This is a genomic window from Mesorhizobium sp. WSM4808 (assembly GCF_055811675.1).
This window is the reverse complement of sequence record NZ_JBVVQX010000005.1, coordinates 46,348-59,793: the sequence shown is the minus strand read 5'-3', so window position 1 is coordinate 59,793 and position 13,446 is coordinate 46,348. Positions and strand designations below refer to the sequence as shown.

At 63.5% G+C, this 13,446-nt stretch carries 13 protein-coding genes and 1 pseudogene; 6 read left to right on the top strand and 8 right to left on the bottom strand.

The annotated features are described in order from the left end of the window. Positions 1 to 3 precede the first annotated feature (3 nt). Complete coding sequence (locus AC0L2U_RS10270) at positions 4 to 1,542, bottom strand: DUF4153 domain-containing protein (RefSeq protein WP_473601862.1); 1,539 nt, start codon at positions 1,540 to 1,542, stop codon at positions 4 to 6. Between the two features lie 430 nt (positions 1,543 to 1,972). On the opposite strand from AC0L2U_RS10270, the gene AC0L2U_RS10265 reads away from it, so the two are divergent. Continuing rightward, complete coding sequence (locus AC0L2U_RS10265; RefSeq protein WP_128290050.1) at positions 1,973 to 2,848, top strand: HpcH/HpaI aldolase/citrate lyase family protein; 876 nt, start codon at positions 1,973 to 1,975, stop codon at positions 2,846 to 2,848. Positions 2,849 to 2,898: 50 nt separating this feature from the next. Continuing rightward, positions 2,899 to 3,105, top strand: a complete 207-nt coding sequence (locus tag AC0L2U_RS10260; RefSeq protein WP_127261267.1) for a DUF1737 domain-containing protein — start codon at positions 2,899 to 2,901, stop codon at positions 3,103 to 3,105. On the opposite strand, the gene AC0L2U_RS10255 is transcribed toward AC0L2U_RS10260, so the two are convergent. Continuing rightward, a complete protein-coding gene (locus tag AC0L2U_RS10255) occupies positions 3,092 to 3,778 on the bottom strand; it encodes a hypothetical protein (protein ID WP_206622085.1) in 687 nt (228 codons plus the stop codon). The two genes, AC0L2U_RS10260 and AC0L2U_RS10255, sit on opposite strands and share 14 nt — an antisense overlap. Positions 3,779 to 3,948: 170 nt before the next feature. Here AC0L2U_RS10255 and AC0L2U_RS10250 point away from each other — a divergent pair, with 170 nt between their 5' ends. Next, positions 3,949 to 4,635 carry a TetR/AcrR family transcriptional regulator gene (locus tag AC0L2U_RS10250; protein ID WP_473601861.1) on the top strand — a complete coding sequence of 229 codons (687 nt, stop codon included), beginning with the start codon at positions 3,949 to 3,951 and terminating at the stop codon, positions 4,633 to 4,635. 92 nt (positions 4,636 to 4,727) lie between these two features. Here the strand turns inward: AC0L2U_RS10250 and AC0L2U_RS10245 are convergent, their stop codons facing one another. The 4 genes and pseudogenes from AC0L2U_RS10245 to AC0L2U_RS10230 all read right to left on the bottom strand — a co-directional run bounded on the left by AC0L2U_RS10245 (position 4,728) and on the right by AC0L2U_RS10230 (position 6,353). Continuing rightward, a complete protein-coding gene (locus AC0L2U_RS10245) occupies positions 4,728 to 5,009 on the bottom strand; it encodes a helix-turn-helix domain-containing protein (RefSeq protein WP_473601859.1) in 282 nt (93 codons plus the stop codon). A 13-nt stretch (positions 5,010 to 5,022) separates the two neighbouring features. Next, positions 5,023 to 5,330: pseudogene (locus tag AC0L2U_RS10240) on the bottom strand (type II toxin-antitoxin system RelE/ParE family toxin). Positions 5,331 to 5,497: 167 nt separating this feature from the next. Then, on the bottom strand, positions 5,498 to 5,923 hold the full coding sequence (locus AC0L2U_RS10235; protein ID WP_473601858.1) for a hypothetical protein: 426 nt from the start codon (positions 5,921 to 5,923) through the stop codon (positions 5,498 to 5,500). A gap of 7 nt (positions 5,924 to 5,930) precedes the next feature. Next, positions 5,931 to 6,353, bottom strand: a complete 423-nt coding sequence (locus AC0L2U_RS10230; RefSeq protein WP_128290053.1) for a metallopeptidase family protein — start codon at positions 6,351 to 6,353, stop codon at positions 5,931 to 5,933. 182 nt (positions 6,354 to 6,535) lie between these two features. Between AC0L2U_RS10230 and AC0L2U_RS10225 the strand changes: the two genes are divergently transcribed. Genes AC0L2U_RS10225 through AC0L2U_RS10215 form a run of 3 tightly spaced genes read left to right on the top strand, consistent with a single transcriptional unit; the run spans position 6,536 to position 12,319 of the window. Further along, a complete protein-coding gene (locus AC0L2U_RS10225; RefSeq protein ID WP_473601856.1) occupies positions 6,536 to 7,558 on the top strand; it encodes an ImuA family protein in 1,023 nt (340 codons plus the stop codon). After that, positions 7,500 to 8,975 (top strand): DUF6504 family protein, encoded by a 1,476-nt coding sequence (locus tag AC0L2U_RS10220; RefSeq protein ID WP_473601855.1) that lies wholly within the window; start codon positions 7,500 to 7,502, stop codon positions 8,973 to 8,975. The genes AC0L2U_RS10225 and AC0L2U_RS10220 overlap by 59 nt, the downstream gene beginning before the upstream one ends. Then, positions 8,972 to 12,319: an error-prone DNA polymerase gene (locus AC0L2U_RS10215; RefSeq protein ID WP_473601854.1), complete on the top strand. Its 3,348-nt coding sequence runs from the start codon at positions 8,972 to 8,974 to the stop codon at positions 12,317 to 12,319. Before AC0L2U_RS10220 ends, AC0L2U_RS10215 begins: the two co-directional genes overlap by 4 nt. A gap of 106 nt (positions 12,320 to 12,425) precedes the next feature. On the opposite strand, the gene AC0L2U_RS10210 is transcribed toward AC0L2U_RS10215, so the two are convergent. Then, the gene (locus AC0L2U_RS10210; RefSeq protein ID WP_127381787.1) at positions 12,426 to 12,662 is read right to left on the bottom strand and encodes a Trm112 family protein; all 237 of its coding nucleotides are present in this window, start codon (positions 12,660 to 12,662) and stop codon (positions 12,426 to 12,428) included. A 9-nt stretch (positions 12,663 to 12,671) separates the two neighbouring features. Beyond that, entirely contained in the window at positions 12,672 to 13,343 is a 672-nt protein-coding gene (locus AC0L2U_RS10205; protein WP_473601852.1) for an LON peptidase substrate-binding domain-containing protein, read from the bottom strand. Between the last annotated feature and the right edge of the window lie 103 nt (positions 13,344 to 13,446).

Here is a 13,446-nt window from a genome sequence, read left to right as displayed (position 1 = left end):
GGATCAGCGGCCCGGCATGGAAGGTTCGATAGCGGAGGGAATCACGAACGGCCCCTTGGAGTCGAGATATCGAAGCAGCCGCCAGTCGCGAAAGCTCCAGGCCCGCCAGTTCTGCTGGATAGTTCGATACCAGATTTCGTCGCTGCCGCGCACGCCAGCCAGTTCGCGGACAGTGCCGACGGCCACCGTCTTGCCCTGCTGCTCGAGGAAGCGATCAAGTGCGGGAAACGCGCCAGGACCGAGCGAGTGAAGATACCAGGCGTCTAGGGGAATGCCCTGGCCGGTCATTTCGAGGGAATGGTCGACATTGTAGTTGGCGATCGTCGCTGCGAAATTGATGAAACAGCCGGCATAAAGCGTCAGAGATAACGTCAGAAGATTGGCGGACAGCAGCCATTCATTGGATTTTCTCAGCGCGATGCGGGCAATGATCAGGGCAAGGCCTGCTGCGACCAGCCCCATCCAGACAAAGGCGGCGACGCGCCAGTAGGTCAATGCATAGATGCCGACATAGAGGTCGAGCCGCAGGATCGACGAAATGACCAGCATGATATTCTGCGCCACCCAGGCATAGACCAGCCGGCGGATAAGCGGATCGGCCGATCTCTCGCTGCCTGGCCGCAGCGCCGCCAGCACGAAGCCGGCGGCAAGCAGCGCGGTAACGATCAGGGGATAGGCGCCACGATGCGCGTAGGAGGCGTAGCTCAGCCCGTCGGGAAGGGCGGCCCCGCCCCACAGATAGGTGGCGTCGAGCGCCGTCTGCAGCGCAAACAGGATGTTGAAGACGATCAGGGCGCGCAGGATGGCGGCCTTGCCGAACAGGATGTCTTCGATGGTGGTGGCGGTTTTGTCGGCTTGAGCGCTGACGGCCGGCGCCGCGCGCGGGATGCGGCGAACCAGGCGCGGCAGGCGCGGTCGCAGAAAAGCCCAGACAGCGGCGAGCACGAACAGCCAGAAGGCAATCCGCGCCAGCTGGATAAGATCGAGCAGCCTCATGAGGTCGATCAGCGACAGCCAGTAGTCGATCACCGGATTGGCGGCGCCGAACAGCGCCAGGAAGACCGCGCCCAGCGTCAGCGGCATCACCCAGACAGCGATCGCCGCCAGCCGGATGCGCCGCCGGCCGAACCGCCGCGCCGTCCTGCGCCAGCGGACGAAATCATTGGCGAAGCGGAACGGCGCCGCCAGCCCGAACAGCACGATCTGCCCGGCAATACGGGCGATGCTGTGCCGCAGCCGCCCGCTCAGCGAAAGGGCAAAGACGGTCAGCGCCGCCAGCGCGATCGAAACCGACAGGGTGCTGACGTTTTCAGCCAGCGGCAGCAGCGCGACAAGCAAGGCGATGGGCTTGAGCCAGACGCGACCGTCGCTGAAAGCCGCCGGATGCACGGCGACAACCGCGGCGGCAATCAGCAGGGCAAACAGGAAAACCGTGATCCCGGCGGGCTGGCCGTAGAACAGGAAATCCGCAAGTGCTGCCAGGAGGATGGCGACACCGAAGCGGCTGCAATAGCTCGGCGCGGCGCAGAGCAACGCTGTCATGATCGGGCTTTCCTGATGGCGTCCCGCCGGGTTGCCGGCGGGCTCTTGCGGACAAAGGGAATGAGGGTTGCGACGGGACACGCGCGCGGCGCATCGGCCAGCCACCAGTCTTCGCGGCGCAGCCGGCAAGGCAGGGACCATCGGGGTTCTGCTCGGTTTTGCATGCCGTCTGTTTGTCAGGCCGGCGGGGAAAGGGTGAGGCGGATCGGAGGAGGTTTTCCGCAGGCCTGTGCAGTTTTCGTGCAGGGGCGCGAAGAGGGGCGCCGAGCTTCCACCTCCCCCTTGTGGGGGGTCGGACCGCAGGTCCGGGTGGGGGTCCGGCGCCGCACCCCCACCCCGCTGCTTCGCAGCGACCCTCCCCACAAGGGGGAGGGTGGGGTCACAGCCCTGCCCGCTTGCCTCACCCACCCACAAGCGGCATAGATCACCCATGGAAACCTATCGCCCGCGCCGCTCCGTGCTCTACATTCCGGCTTCCAACGACAAGGCGCTGGCCAAGATCGCGCAGCTTGCCTGCGATGCAGTCATCATCGACCTGGAGGATGCCGTCGCCCCGGCCGACAAGATCGGCGCTCGCGAAAAACTGGCCGGCATTTTCGCCAACCATATTGGCCGCCGCTGCGAGATGATCGTGCGCATCAATGCTCTGGGAACCGAATGGGGCGCCGACGATTTGCTGGCTGCCGCAGGCTGCGAGGCCGACGGCATCCTGTTGCCCAAGGTCGACACGCCGCGCGACCTGCTCGAGGCCGGCGATGTGCTTGACGACAATTTCGCTCCCGACAGCGTGAAACTATGGGCGATGATCGAGACGCCCAAGGCGCTGCTCAACATCGGCGCCATCGCCGAGCTTGGCCGCGATCCGGCCTCGCGGCTCAATTGTTTCGTTGCCGGAACGAATGATCTGGTCAAGGAGACCGGCATTCTGGCAACGCCTGACCGACGTTACCTCGTGCCATGGCTGATGCAGATGGTGCTGGCCGCGCGTGCCGGCGGCATCGACATGCTCGACGGCGTCTCCAACGATTTTCGCGACCTCGACGCTTTCACCCAGGAATGCGCGGAAGCCGCGGCCATGGGGTTCGACGGCAAGAGCCTCATCCACCCGGCCCAGATCGAAGCCGCCAACCGTGCCTTCGCACCGTCCGCGGAAGCGATGGCCGAGGCGCGCTCGGTGAAGGAAGCCTTCGCGCTCGCCGAGAATGCCGGCAAGGGCGTGATCGCGCTGAACGGCAGGATGGTCGAGCGCCTGCATCTGGCGCAGGCCGAAAAACTGCTGGCGAAGGCAGCCGCCATCGGGTCATAAGTGCTCGATCGATGCGGGCGGGCTATGGCTACTCACGACAGGACTGAACAATGAAACTCTACCGCTTTCTGTCCGCTCCGGACGATGCCAGCTTCTGCCACAAGGTGACGGCGGCGCTGAACAAGGGCTGGCACCTGTTCGGCTCGCCGACCTATGCCTACGACAAGAAGGCCAAAACGATGCGTTGCGGCCAGGCCGTGGTCAAGGATATCGACGGCCAGGAATACGGACCCGATACGAAGCTCAGCGACTGGTAGGCTCCGCTCGCATCCACAGCCAGCCGGCCAGCCAGGCGATCGCTGTCGCAAGCGTCACCAAACCCAGGTCAAGGGCCCACTCCGGCACGAACGCACGGAGCGCGATAGGCACCGCGCCAATGAGATAGAGGGCGAGTGGAATGCGCGGAACGCCTCTTGCAACCACAAGAGAGATTACAAACGCCAGCGTCCCAAGCAGAAAAAGGAACGAACTGACGACCAGAGCCAGTCCGAGAGGGCCGGCGCGCAGCTCGATGATGGTTGTCAGCGGAAGTTTCGAAAATACCAGATTGATCACCACTTCCACACCGACCAAACTTGCCAATGCAACGAAGTTGATGACAAACGCGCTGATGCCGAACAGGCCCGCGCGCCGGCCAAAAGCGAGAAACAGGCCGACGACAAGACCAAGCGCCAATATCTCGGCGACTGGCGCGAGAAGTTGTGTCAGATCGGTGGTCGCGATGAGCGCGCTGCGTTTGGCCGCGTTAACCACAAGAATAAGCGCGCTTCCCACCCCGGCGACGGCGGCAAGCCGATAAAGCGTGACGCTGGGCACAGCCGCGCTCGACTGGACAGTCGTGAGATTCTCCTTGTGCTGAGGTTCTTCGGCTGGACTCCTCAGCGAAATCAACGATTGCGGACGGCGGGGTTCGGCGGTTCTGGCAGACATGTTCGTCTCCTCATTCTGAGAAACGGGGAGCCCGCGAAGACCGCAGGCCTGTTCCGGTCCCATCTGTAATCACTGCTTACATCCCCTTATCTGCATTGTAAACAGTGATTACATAAATCGCGGATCGTGCTACGGACGCGTGAAGCAGCTCTACGGAACGAAAGAAAGAGATGGCAAAAGCCAAGACGCCTCACCGCACCGACTACCACCATGGCAATTTGCGGGACACGTTGATCGATGCTGCAATTCAACTTGTCGAGGAAGGCGGCCCCGACAATGTGAGCGTGCGCGAAGCCGCAAAGCGGGCCGGCGTTTCCCCCGGCGCCCCCTTCCGGCATTTTCAGTCGAAAACAGCGCTGCTGACCGCGGTCGCCGAACAGGCCATGAACCGGCTGACAGAGGCCGTTGCCAATGCACTTTCAGAAGTCGACAGCGCGGATCCCATCGTGGCCTTCGAAGCAATCGGACAAGGCTATCTGGAGTGGGCGATCGCCAATCCCACGCATTTCCAGATTATCAGTTCCCGAACGCTGATTGATTTCGACGCGTCGGACAGTCTTCGCGGTCAGAATGAGGCCATTCGCCGGAAGATGATCGACCTGCTGACCCAGGCGCAACACCAGGGTCGGCTGGCTGCGAACACGGACTTCGATCATCTGGTTCTTGCCGCTCGTGCCTTTGTCTATGGGTTGGCACGAATGGGGGTTGATGGTCATTTTCCGGAGTGGCATCCGTCCGAGCCGCCATCGCTCGCCGTGCGCAAGGCGCTGCATCTTTTTATCAGCCGAATGGCCAACGTATCTGAAGCGAGATCCCAAGAACCCTTGCCGCCGCTGAGTTCTGGACCGACTGGATAGGAATGGACAATTCACGTGACGCAGGAAGCAGGGTGCAAATGCCTACCTGCGGCTTAGTGCTCGCGGACAGTAGCGCCGCAACCCACCACTAATCAGGCAGCCTCGGCGATATAGAGGCGCACGGTAAGTCCGGCCCGTGCCGCAAGGTTGATCAACGTATCCAGGCTGAAATTCGCGATCCTGCCCCGGAGGAGGTCGCTAAGGCGCGGCTGCGTGATTCCGAGCCGCTCGGCTGCTTCGGCCTGGGTAGCGTTCCAACTCCGCACCCGCTGTTCAATCGCGATCAGCAAGTTGGAGCGCATGGTCATGTTGGCGGCCTCGGCCGGAGTATCTTCCAGCGCGTCCCACACATTTTCAAAGCTCTGACGTTCCATCGTCACGCCTCCGCTAGATTTGCTTGAACCGCGATGCGGCTAGCTCCAAGTCTCGTTTCGCCGTCTGCTGCGTCTTTTCTGGAAGGCGTGCAGCACATAGACGGCGTCCCCTATGCTCGCGACGTAAAGCACCCGGAATGCTCCGGCGTCGTTCCGGACGCGGATTTCTCGCACGCCAGGGCCTACTGTCGTCATCGGCTTCCAGTCGCTTGGCTCAATCCGAACTGCACCTTGTGCAACTGAACGCCTGTTTCCTTGCGCGCCGCCTCTGGAAAATCCCGAAGCTGCAAGAGAATCTCCAAGAAACTCCAGGCGCTTCATCACTGGCATTGACCAGCCTTATATCAAAACCTGTATAATTGAGCAAGGCGGAGGTCACCGCCATCAGCCGCGCGTGATCGGCTCGCCAAAGCTGGGGCAGGCCGAACTCAAGGAGATCGGCGGTCAGAATAGGGACGGAATCCAGCGCTTGGTCGATCAGTAACCAGCTACGCCAGATTTTCCCAAGCGGCTCTGATTTCGTTGAGCCGTGCGTCTGCGCGACCTTCGACGTCATCGCAACTGAAATAGAGGATCGATAGCGCTGCAACGAGGCCAGGATAGCCGGAGACGGAATCCATCCTCACAAGGATTTCAGAAACCGGCAACCGCCTGCGTTCGATCATGGAGATCGCGCATTCCGCTGTCATAGGTGCCATCGGGTGGTCGAATTCGGATAGCCAAAAGTCGACCAGGGCAACGAGAGTGGCCGGTTCGACGGCAGCACTTGCGGGCAGATGGCAAAGCTCACCAAGTGCGAGGAAAGCGGCATTCGGTGAAATCCCGACGGCGGTTTCGATCAGTTCCCGGCTTTGTGGAATGTCGTGATACGGCCAGTTGCAATCGATCCGGTCGGCGAATTCTGCTTCCGTCATCTGAGCGCTACTCCGCCGCCTCTTCGATCTTCTCCATATCATCGTCCGACAGCCCGAAATGGTGGCCGATCTCGTGGATCAGCAAGTGGGTGACGATGTCGCCCAGTGTCTCTTCGTTTTCGGACCAGTAGTCGAGGATGGCGCGGCGGTAGAGCGTGATGCGGTTCGGGCCTTCGCCGGTCTGCGGGTTCCAGCGCTCGGCGATGCCGCGTCCCTCGAACAGGCCGAGCAGGTCGAAGGGCGTTTCCAGCGACAGATCGTCCATGATCTCGTCGGTCGGGAACTCGGCGATCTGGATGACGATCTCGCCGGTCAGCTTGCGGAAATCCTCCGGCAGATGGGCGTACGCCTCCAGCGCCAGGAACTCCATTTCGTCCATCGAGGGCGAGAGTTCGTCGTGCCAGGTGCGGGTCTTGTAGATGCGGGCCATGCTTTGTCCTTTGATCCCGGCATATAGGCTTTCGCACCGGAATCGGCAAATGAACGGGCCGATGCGCCTGCGCCACCCATGCGGAGAGGAATAAATTCCCCATGACTCCGCTTGACTCTTCCGACGGCCTCTGGAATCTATAGGAACATAACAGGAACAATTGTGAGTGGAAGCTGACCGTCATGGCGATGACCGCCGTGGCGCGGGAGACTGTTTTTGCCCTGCGCCGCCAGATCGCGAAAATCGAGGGAACGCTGCCCGAGCGCTTGGCTGCGCCGGCTGCCGCGACCTTCGATGCTGACGTCAACACCGATCTCACAATCGTCAGGCGCGGCATTGCCGCGGCGTTGCCGGATGCGTTCCTGCCCATCGGCGTCGAGCGTCTTGATGCCGCCCTGAGTGGTGGTCTGCCGAAGGCCGCCCTGAGCGAAATCCATGGGCTGGAAACCCGCGATGCCGGGGCCGTCGCCGGCTTCGCTTTGTCGCTCATCAGCCTGATCCTCAAGCAAACGCCGGGATTGCCGGTGCTGTGGATCGGCACATCGGAGATTTTCCGCGAGGCGGGCTTTCCCTATGCCAGGGGGCTTCATGCCGCGTTCGGCATCGAGCCGGAGCAATTGCTGTTTTCCGAGGCGCCAAAGCTTGTCGATGCGCTGTGGGTCGCCGAGGAGGCGGCCCGGATGACGGCGCTCGCCGCCGTCATTCTGGAAATTCGCGGCAATCCGCAGCGGCTGAACCTGACCGCGACGCGCCGGCTGAATGCAAGGGCGCAAGGCGCCGGCCGGCCGGTGTTCCTGCTGCGGCAGGCGGCCGAGCCCGAGCCGACGGCGGCACCTGTTCGCCTGATTGTCACGTCGGCGCCGGCGGTGCCGCGCAACACCATTGCCGGGCCGCTCGCCGGCTCGATCGGCCGCCCGGCCTTTGCCCTCAACATCGGCAAAAGCCGCACGGCCCTGCCTGGACAATTCACACTGGAGTGGAACCCCGATGAACTCGCATTCGATGAAAGAACAGGCGGGGAAAGAGACCGGGCAAAGAATCCTGTCCCTGTGGTTTCCCTATCTGGCAGTGGAAAGGATCCTGCGGCAGCGTCTGGGGCGGTCCTGGCGTTCCCGGCCGTCGGATCACCCATCTCACCCGCCGCTCGTGATCAGCCATCGCGACCGCAACGCGCAGCGCATCTCGGCCCTCGACGAGCGGGCTGAGGCGCTGCACCTGAAGCGCGACATGGGCATCGCCGATGCGCGCGCCATGCATCCGTCGATCGACGTCGTCGAGGCCGATCCGGAGGCCGACCGCCGCCTGCTCGAAGGCCTCGCCGACTGGTGCGACCGCTACACACCGCTGGTGGCGCTGGATGGCGCGGATGGCCTGTTTCTCGACGTCACCGGCTGCACCCATCTGTTCGGCGGCGAACGCGCCATGCTGGACGACATCCTGTCGCGCTTCTTCCATCAGGGTTTCGATGTCCGCGCCGGGCTTGCCGCGACGCCGGGCGCGGCCTGGGCGGCGGCACGCTTTTGCGGTGACCGCATTGTTGTGTCAGGCGAGGAGGAGGCACTGCTGGCACCCCTGCCGCTGGCCGCGCTGCGCATTGAACCCTCGACCCGCACCAGCCTGGAAAGTGTGGGCCTGCGCACGGCCGGCGCCGTCATGGCGGCACCGCGCGCGCCGCTCGCCCGCCGCTTTGGCGCCTTGCTGCTGCTGCGCCTAGACCAGGCGCTTGGCCGTCTCGACGAAGCGGTGTCGCCGCGCCTGCCCGTCGCGCCGCTTTCGGTCGAACGCCATCTGGCCGAGCCCGTCACTTTGACCGAGGACATCGAACGACTGGTGGGCATGCTGGCGGCGACCTTGAAAACCGATCTCGAGCGCCGCGGCGAGGGCGCCAGAACGCTGGCGCTGCTGCTGTTTCGCGTCGACGGCGCCGTCAGCCGCATCGCCATCGGCACCTCGCGGCCGATGCGCGAACCCATGCTGATCCAGAAACTGTTCCATGAAAGACTGGCCGCGCTCGAACAGGATATCGATGCCGGCTATGGTTTCGATCTGGTGCGGCTCTCGGTGTTGGCGGCAGCCACCTTCGACATGCAGCAGGCCGATCTTGCCGGCGAAACGACCGACGACGGCGCCGATATCGCGCTGTTCGCCGACCGCATCCGCGCCCGGCTCGGCGAGGGCGCGGTGCTCCGGCCGGTCGCGGTCGAAAGCCATCTGCCGGAGCGTGCCGTAGCCACCATCCCCTTCACCGACGCGCCACGCCGGACCACGCCGCCGAAGAAGCCGGACAGGCTGCAGGCACCAAAAACCATATTTCCGCCGGAACGGCCGATCCGGCTGTTCCGCTCGCCCGAACCCATCGATGTGCCGGCCACTGAAATGCCGGAAGGACCGCCGCTGAACTTCCGCTGGCGGCGCGCGCTCTACCGGGTCACGCGTGCCGAAGGGCCGGAACGCATCGCCGCCGAATGGTGGCGCGAGGCAGCGAGCGACCCGATCACGTCAACCCGCGACTATTTCCGTATCGAGGACGCCGATGGTCGCCGCTATTGGCTCTACCGGCAAGGTCTTTATGGCAACACGCAGGTCCCGCCGCGCTGGTTCATGCATGGTGTCTTCGCATGAACGCGCTGACCGTCATCCCCTATGCCGAGTTCGGCATCCAGTCGAATTTCTCCTTCCTGCGCGGCGCCTCCAAGCCGGAGGAGCTGGTGGTCGCGGCCAAGCTCCTGGGCTTCTCCGCAATCGGACTTGCCGACCGCAACACAGTGGCCGGCGTGGTGCGCGCCTGGCAGCAGGCCAAGGTCGAGACGCTCTCCTATCACCCCGGCTGTCGGCTGGTTTTCGGCGACGGCACGCCGGACATCCTCGCCTATCCCCAGGACCGCAAGGGCTGGGGACATCTGTGCCGCATGCTTACCCAAGCCAATCTGCGCGACGAGAACGAAAAAGGCGCCACCCTTCTCCAGCGCGGCGACCTCCTCGAATGGGGTGACCTGATGTCGCTGGCGGTCCTGCCCGGTCTGTCGGCGGGCGCGGAAGATAGTCTTCCCCTGCTTCGAGACCTCAAAGGCCGCTTCGGCAGGAACCTGCGGCTTGGCGTTTCGCCCGACTACGCCGGCAATGACCGTTTCCGCGTCGAGCAGGCCGCGGCGCTTGCCGAGAGCGTCGGTATTCCGCTGATGGCGACCAACGACGTTCTCTACCACACGGCCGAACGGCGCCCGCTGCAGGACGTGCTGACCGCGATCCGCCTCAACACGCCCGTCGCCGAGGTCGGGCTGCAACTCAGCGCCAATGCCGAGCGTCATCTGAAGCCGCCAATGGAGATGGCGCGCCTGTTCCGCCGGCATCCGCAGGCGCTGGCCGAGACGCTGCGGTTTGCGGAAGAATTGACCTTCTCGCTTGGCGACCTCCAGTACAACTACCCCGACGAGCCGACGGAATCGGGTCTTGGCCCACAGGCTGAACTGGAGCGGCTGGCGCGGGAGGGAGCGGGCAACCGCTATCCGGCGGGTGTGCCGGATTCGGTGACCAGGCGCATCGAGGAAGAGCTCGCTTTGATCGAACGCCTCAACTATGCCCGCTATTTCCTGACTGTCTACGACATCGTCAAGTTCGCGCGCAGCAAGGATATTCTCTGCCAGGGACGTGGATCGGCCGCCAATTCGGTCGTCTGCTTCTGCATCGGCATCACCGAAGTAGGACCGGAAAAAATCGATTCGCTCTTCGAGCGCTTCATTTCCGAGGAGAGAAACGAGCCGCCGGATATCGACGTCGATTTCGAGCACGAAAAGCGCGAAACCGTAATCCAGTACATCTACGAGAAATACAGCGGCAAGCGCACGGCACTTGCGGCCGCCGTCATCAGCTATCGCGGCCGTTCGGCGCTGCGCGAAGTGTCGAAGGCGATGGGCCTGTCCGAGGATGTCAGGGCATCGCTTTCCGGCTCGATCTGGGGTTGGTCGACATCGGAGCTTGGCGAGAAGGAAGCCCGCGCCGGCGGCCTTGACCGCACCGATCCGGTGTCGAGGCACGTGATGGAACGTGCCAATGAGATCATGGGCTTCCCCCGCCATCTGTCGCAGCATGTCGGCGGCTTCGTCATAACCAGGGACCGGCTCGACGAGATCGTGCCCATCGTCAAGACGGCGATGGACGAGCGCAAGATGGTCGAATGGGACAAGGACGATCTGGACGCGGTGAAGATCCTGAAAGTCGACGTGCTGGCGCTCGGCATGCTGACCTGCCTCCAGCGCGCCTTCACCTTGCTTACTGACCACTATCCAAAGGCGCGAGACAAATACGGCCGACCTTATGTGCTGGCCACCCTGCCGCCGGAGGATAGGCAAGTTTACAAAATGATCTGCCGCGCCGATACGCTTGGCGTCTTCCAAATTGAATCGCGGGCGCAGATGTCGATGCTGCCGCGCCTTGAGCCGAAAACCTTTTATGACCTTGTCATCGAGGTGGCGATCGTGCGGCCGGGCCCGATCCAGGGCGACATGGTCCACCCCTATCTGCGCCGCCGGCAAGGCAAGGAAAAACCCGAGTATCAAAAACCGGAGCTGGAGGCGATCCTCAGCAAGACACTAGGCGTGCCGCTGTTCCAGGAGCAGGCGATGAATATCGCCATCGTTGCCGGTGGCTTCAAACCGGGCGAGGCCGATGAACTGCGCCGCGCCATGGCCACCTTCAAGCGCACCGGCACCATCGGCAATTACCGCGACCGTATGATCAATGGCATGGTCGGCAAGGGCTACACGAAGGACTTCGCCGAGCGCTGTTTCAAGCAGATCGAGGGCTTTGGCGAATATGGCTTCCCCGAAAGCCATGCCGCTTCCTTCGCCCTGCTCGTCTACGCCTCCTGCTGGTTCAAGACCTTCTATCCCGACGTGTTCTGCGCCGCGATCCTGAATTCGCAGCCGATGGGGTTTTACCAGCCGGCCCAGCTCGTGCGCGACGCAAGCGACCATGGCGTCGACATTCGCGATGTCGACGTCAATTTTTCGGTGTGGGATTGCACGCTGGAAAAGGCGCCGTTCGATCCGGCCCGCATCCTCCCACGCCATGCCGAGATGCGCGGCGTCATCGAGACGAAGCATGCCGTCCGGCTCGGCTTCCGCCAGATCAAGGGCCTGTCGAAGGAGCGCATGGCGGCCTTCGTCGAACAGCGCGGCTCAGGCTACGTATCCGTCAGGGATGTCTGGCTGCGCTCCGGCCTCGATGTCGGCGACATCGAGCGGCTGGCGCAGGCCGATGCCTTCCGTTCGCTCGGCCTTGATCGTCGCCAAGCCTTGTGGGCGGTGCGCGCGCTCGACGGCAAGAGCGCCGCCGAAAGGCTGCCGCTGTTCGACCAGCCGGCGCTTCGCCTGCGCGAGCTGGAGCCTGAGACGAAGCTGCCGAAAATGCCGCTCGGCGAGCATGTCATCCATGATTACCGCGCGCTCGGCCTGTCGCTGAAGGCGCATCCGGTCGCCTTCCTGCGCGAGCGGCTCGACCGCGCCGGCGTCATCCCCAATGCGAACCTGCCTTCCGTGCGCGACGGCAGGCGCGTCTCCGTCGCCGGCCTCGTGCTGGTGCGGCAGCGCCCCGGCAAGGGCAATGCGATCTTCCTGACGCTGGAGGACGACAAGGCGGTTGCCAACGTCATCTTCTGGCAAAGGACCTTCGACCGTTACCGGCCCATCGTCATGGGCGCCCGGTTCGTCAAGGTCACCGGAAAATTGCAGTCGGAATCGGGCGTGGTCCACATCGTCGCCGAGAGGATCGAGGATCTGACGCCTTGGCTGACCGTGCTTCTGGAGAAGGTCAGCGGGGCCGAACCGGCGGTTCCTCCGAGAGACCTCGCCAGGGACGGTTCGGATCGCTCCAGCCCCACCAAACAAAGCGCGCCGATCCGGCAGGATCTCGCAACGCTATCGGAAGAGGCGGAAAGGGTCATGCCCAAGGGGCGCAATTTTCAGTAGGCAAGGCCATGCCAAGGGCGGAACGAAAGCGGACGTCGGCGATCCTTCGCGCCCCCCTCTGTCCCGCCAGCCTTCGGCAAATTGGCGGGTATAAGAAACGTGCCCCTCAGCCCGACCCACCCAAGCGCGGCGGCGGGGCCAGCACATCCTCCACCGAAAGCGTCCGCGCCTCGGAGGGCAGCATGATCGGGATGCCGTCACGCACCGGATAGGCAATCTTGGCGACCCTGGAAATCAGTTCGCCGCGCTCTGGATCCCAGGCCAGCGGCCCCTTGGTCAGCGGGCAGGCCAAGAGTTCCAGCAGCTTGGGGTCGACCTTCTTCCCGTCACGTCCGTCCGCCATCGCGCCCTCTTACTGCAAACTCGAGCCAAAATCCTCATTCTCGCGCGCCAGTGCCATTTCGGTGATGGCGATCAGCGTCTCCGCCCGGGTCTTCAGGTCGGCTGCTTCGAGCAGCGCCTGTTTCTCGGCCGGCCCGTAGGGCGCCATCATCGACAGCGCATTGACCAGCATGGCATTTTCGGCCCGGCTGACGCTTTCCCAGTCGGCCTCCAGATCGTTGGCCTGCAGATAGGCGCGAAATGCCTTGAGCAGCGATGGCCGGTCGATCTCGTTGCCCGCCTCGTCCTCATCGAGATCGGCAAGGAAAGGCGCGGGCTTGCACTGGCGAAACGGCGTCTTGACCGTCAATTCGTGGGCGATGCGAAACCGGCACACGCCCTGCAGCGAAATCAGGTAGCGGCCGTCGCCGCTTTCGGAGAAGGCGATGATGCGCCCGGCGCAGCCGACATTGCAGAGTTCCGGCTCGCCGTCGTCGCGCAAGGCGCCGTCGAGACTGGGCTGGATGACGCCGATGAGCCGCGAGCCGGCGATCGCCTCGTCCACCATCTGCAGATAGCGCGGCTCGAAGATGTTGAGCGGCATGCGGCCTCCCGGCAGCAAAAGCGCACCCTCGAGCGGAAAGATAGGGATCATCGACGGCAAATCCTTGGCGAGCCGGTAATGCGCGTTTCCCGCTTGCACCTCATTCCTCCGATCGCGCCATCAAGAAGCGCGTGAGTTCTTGGCCCTAATCTGGCGCAATCATCGCCGACGCCAAGCCCGTGCGGCAAAACAACCGGCAGCC

What these genes read in the sequence shown, in the direction of transcription:
- AC0L2U_RS10215 (WP_473601854.1), top strand. Translation starts at nt 8,972, where the DNA reads ATGAACGCGCTGACCGTCATCCCCTATGCCGAGTTCGGCATCCAGTCG.
- AC0L2U_RS10225 (WP_473601856.1), top strand. Translation starts at nt 6,536, where the DNA reads ATGGCGATGACCGCCGTGGCGCGGGAGACTGTTTTTGCCCTGCGCCGC.
- AC0L2U_RS10260 (WP_127261267.1), top strand. Translation starts at nt 2,899, where the DNA reads ATGAAACTCTACCGCTTTCTGTCCGCTCCGGACGATGCCAGCTTCTGC.
- AC0L2U_RS10270 (WP_473601862.1), bottom strand. Translation starts at nt 1,542, where the DNA reads ATGACAGCGTTGCTCTGCGCCGCGCCGAGCTATTGCAGCCGCTTCGGT.
- AC0L2U_RS10255 (WP_206622085.1), bottom strand. Translation starts at nt 3,778, where the DNA reads ATGTCTGCCAGAACCGCCGAACCCCGCCGTCCGCAATCGTTGATTTCG.
- AC0L2U_RS10235 (WP_473601858.1), bottom strand. Translation starts at nt 5,923, where the DNA reads ATGACGGAAGCAGAATTCGCCGACCGGATCGATTGCAACTGGCCGTAT.
- AC0L2U_RS10230 (WP_128290053.1), bottom strand. Translation starts at nt 6,353, where the DNA reads ATGGCCCGCATCTACAAGACCCGCACCTGGCACGACGAACTCTCGCCC.
- AC0L2U_RS10245 (WP_473601859.1), bottom strand. Translation starts at nt 5,009, where the DNA reads ATGGAACGTCAGAGCTTTGAAAATGTGTGGGACGCGCTGGAAGATACT.
- AC0L2U_RS10210 (WP_127381787.1), bottom strand. Translation starts at nt 12,662, where the DNA reads ATGGCGGACGGACGTGACGGGAAGAAGGTCGACCCCAAGCTGCTGGAA.
- AC0L2U_RS10250 (WP_473601861.1), top strand. Translation starts at nt 3,949, where the DNA reads ATGGCAAAAGCCAAGACGCCTCACCGCACCGACTACCACCATGGCAAT.
- AC0L2U_RS10265 (WP_128290050.1), top strand. Translation starts at nt 1,973, where the DNA reads ATGGAAACCTATCGCCCGCGCCGCTCCGTGCTCTACATTCCGGCTTCC.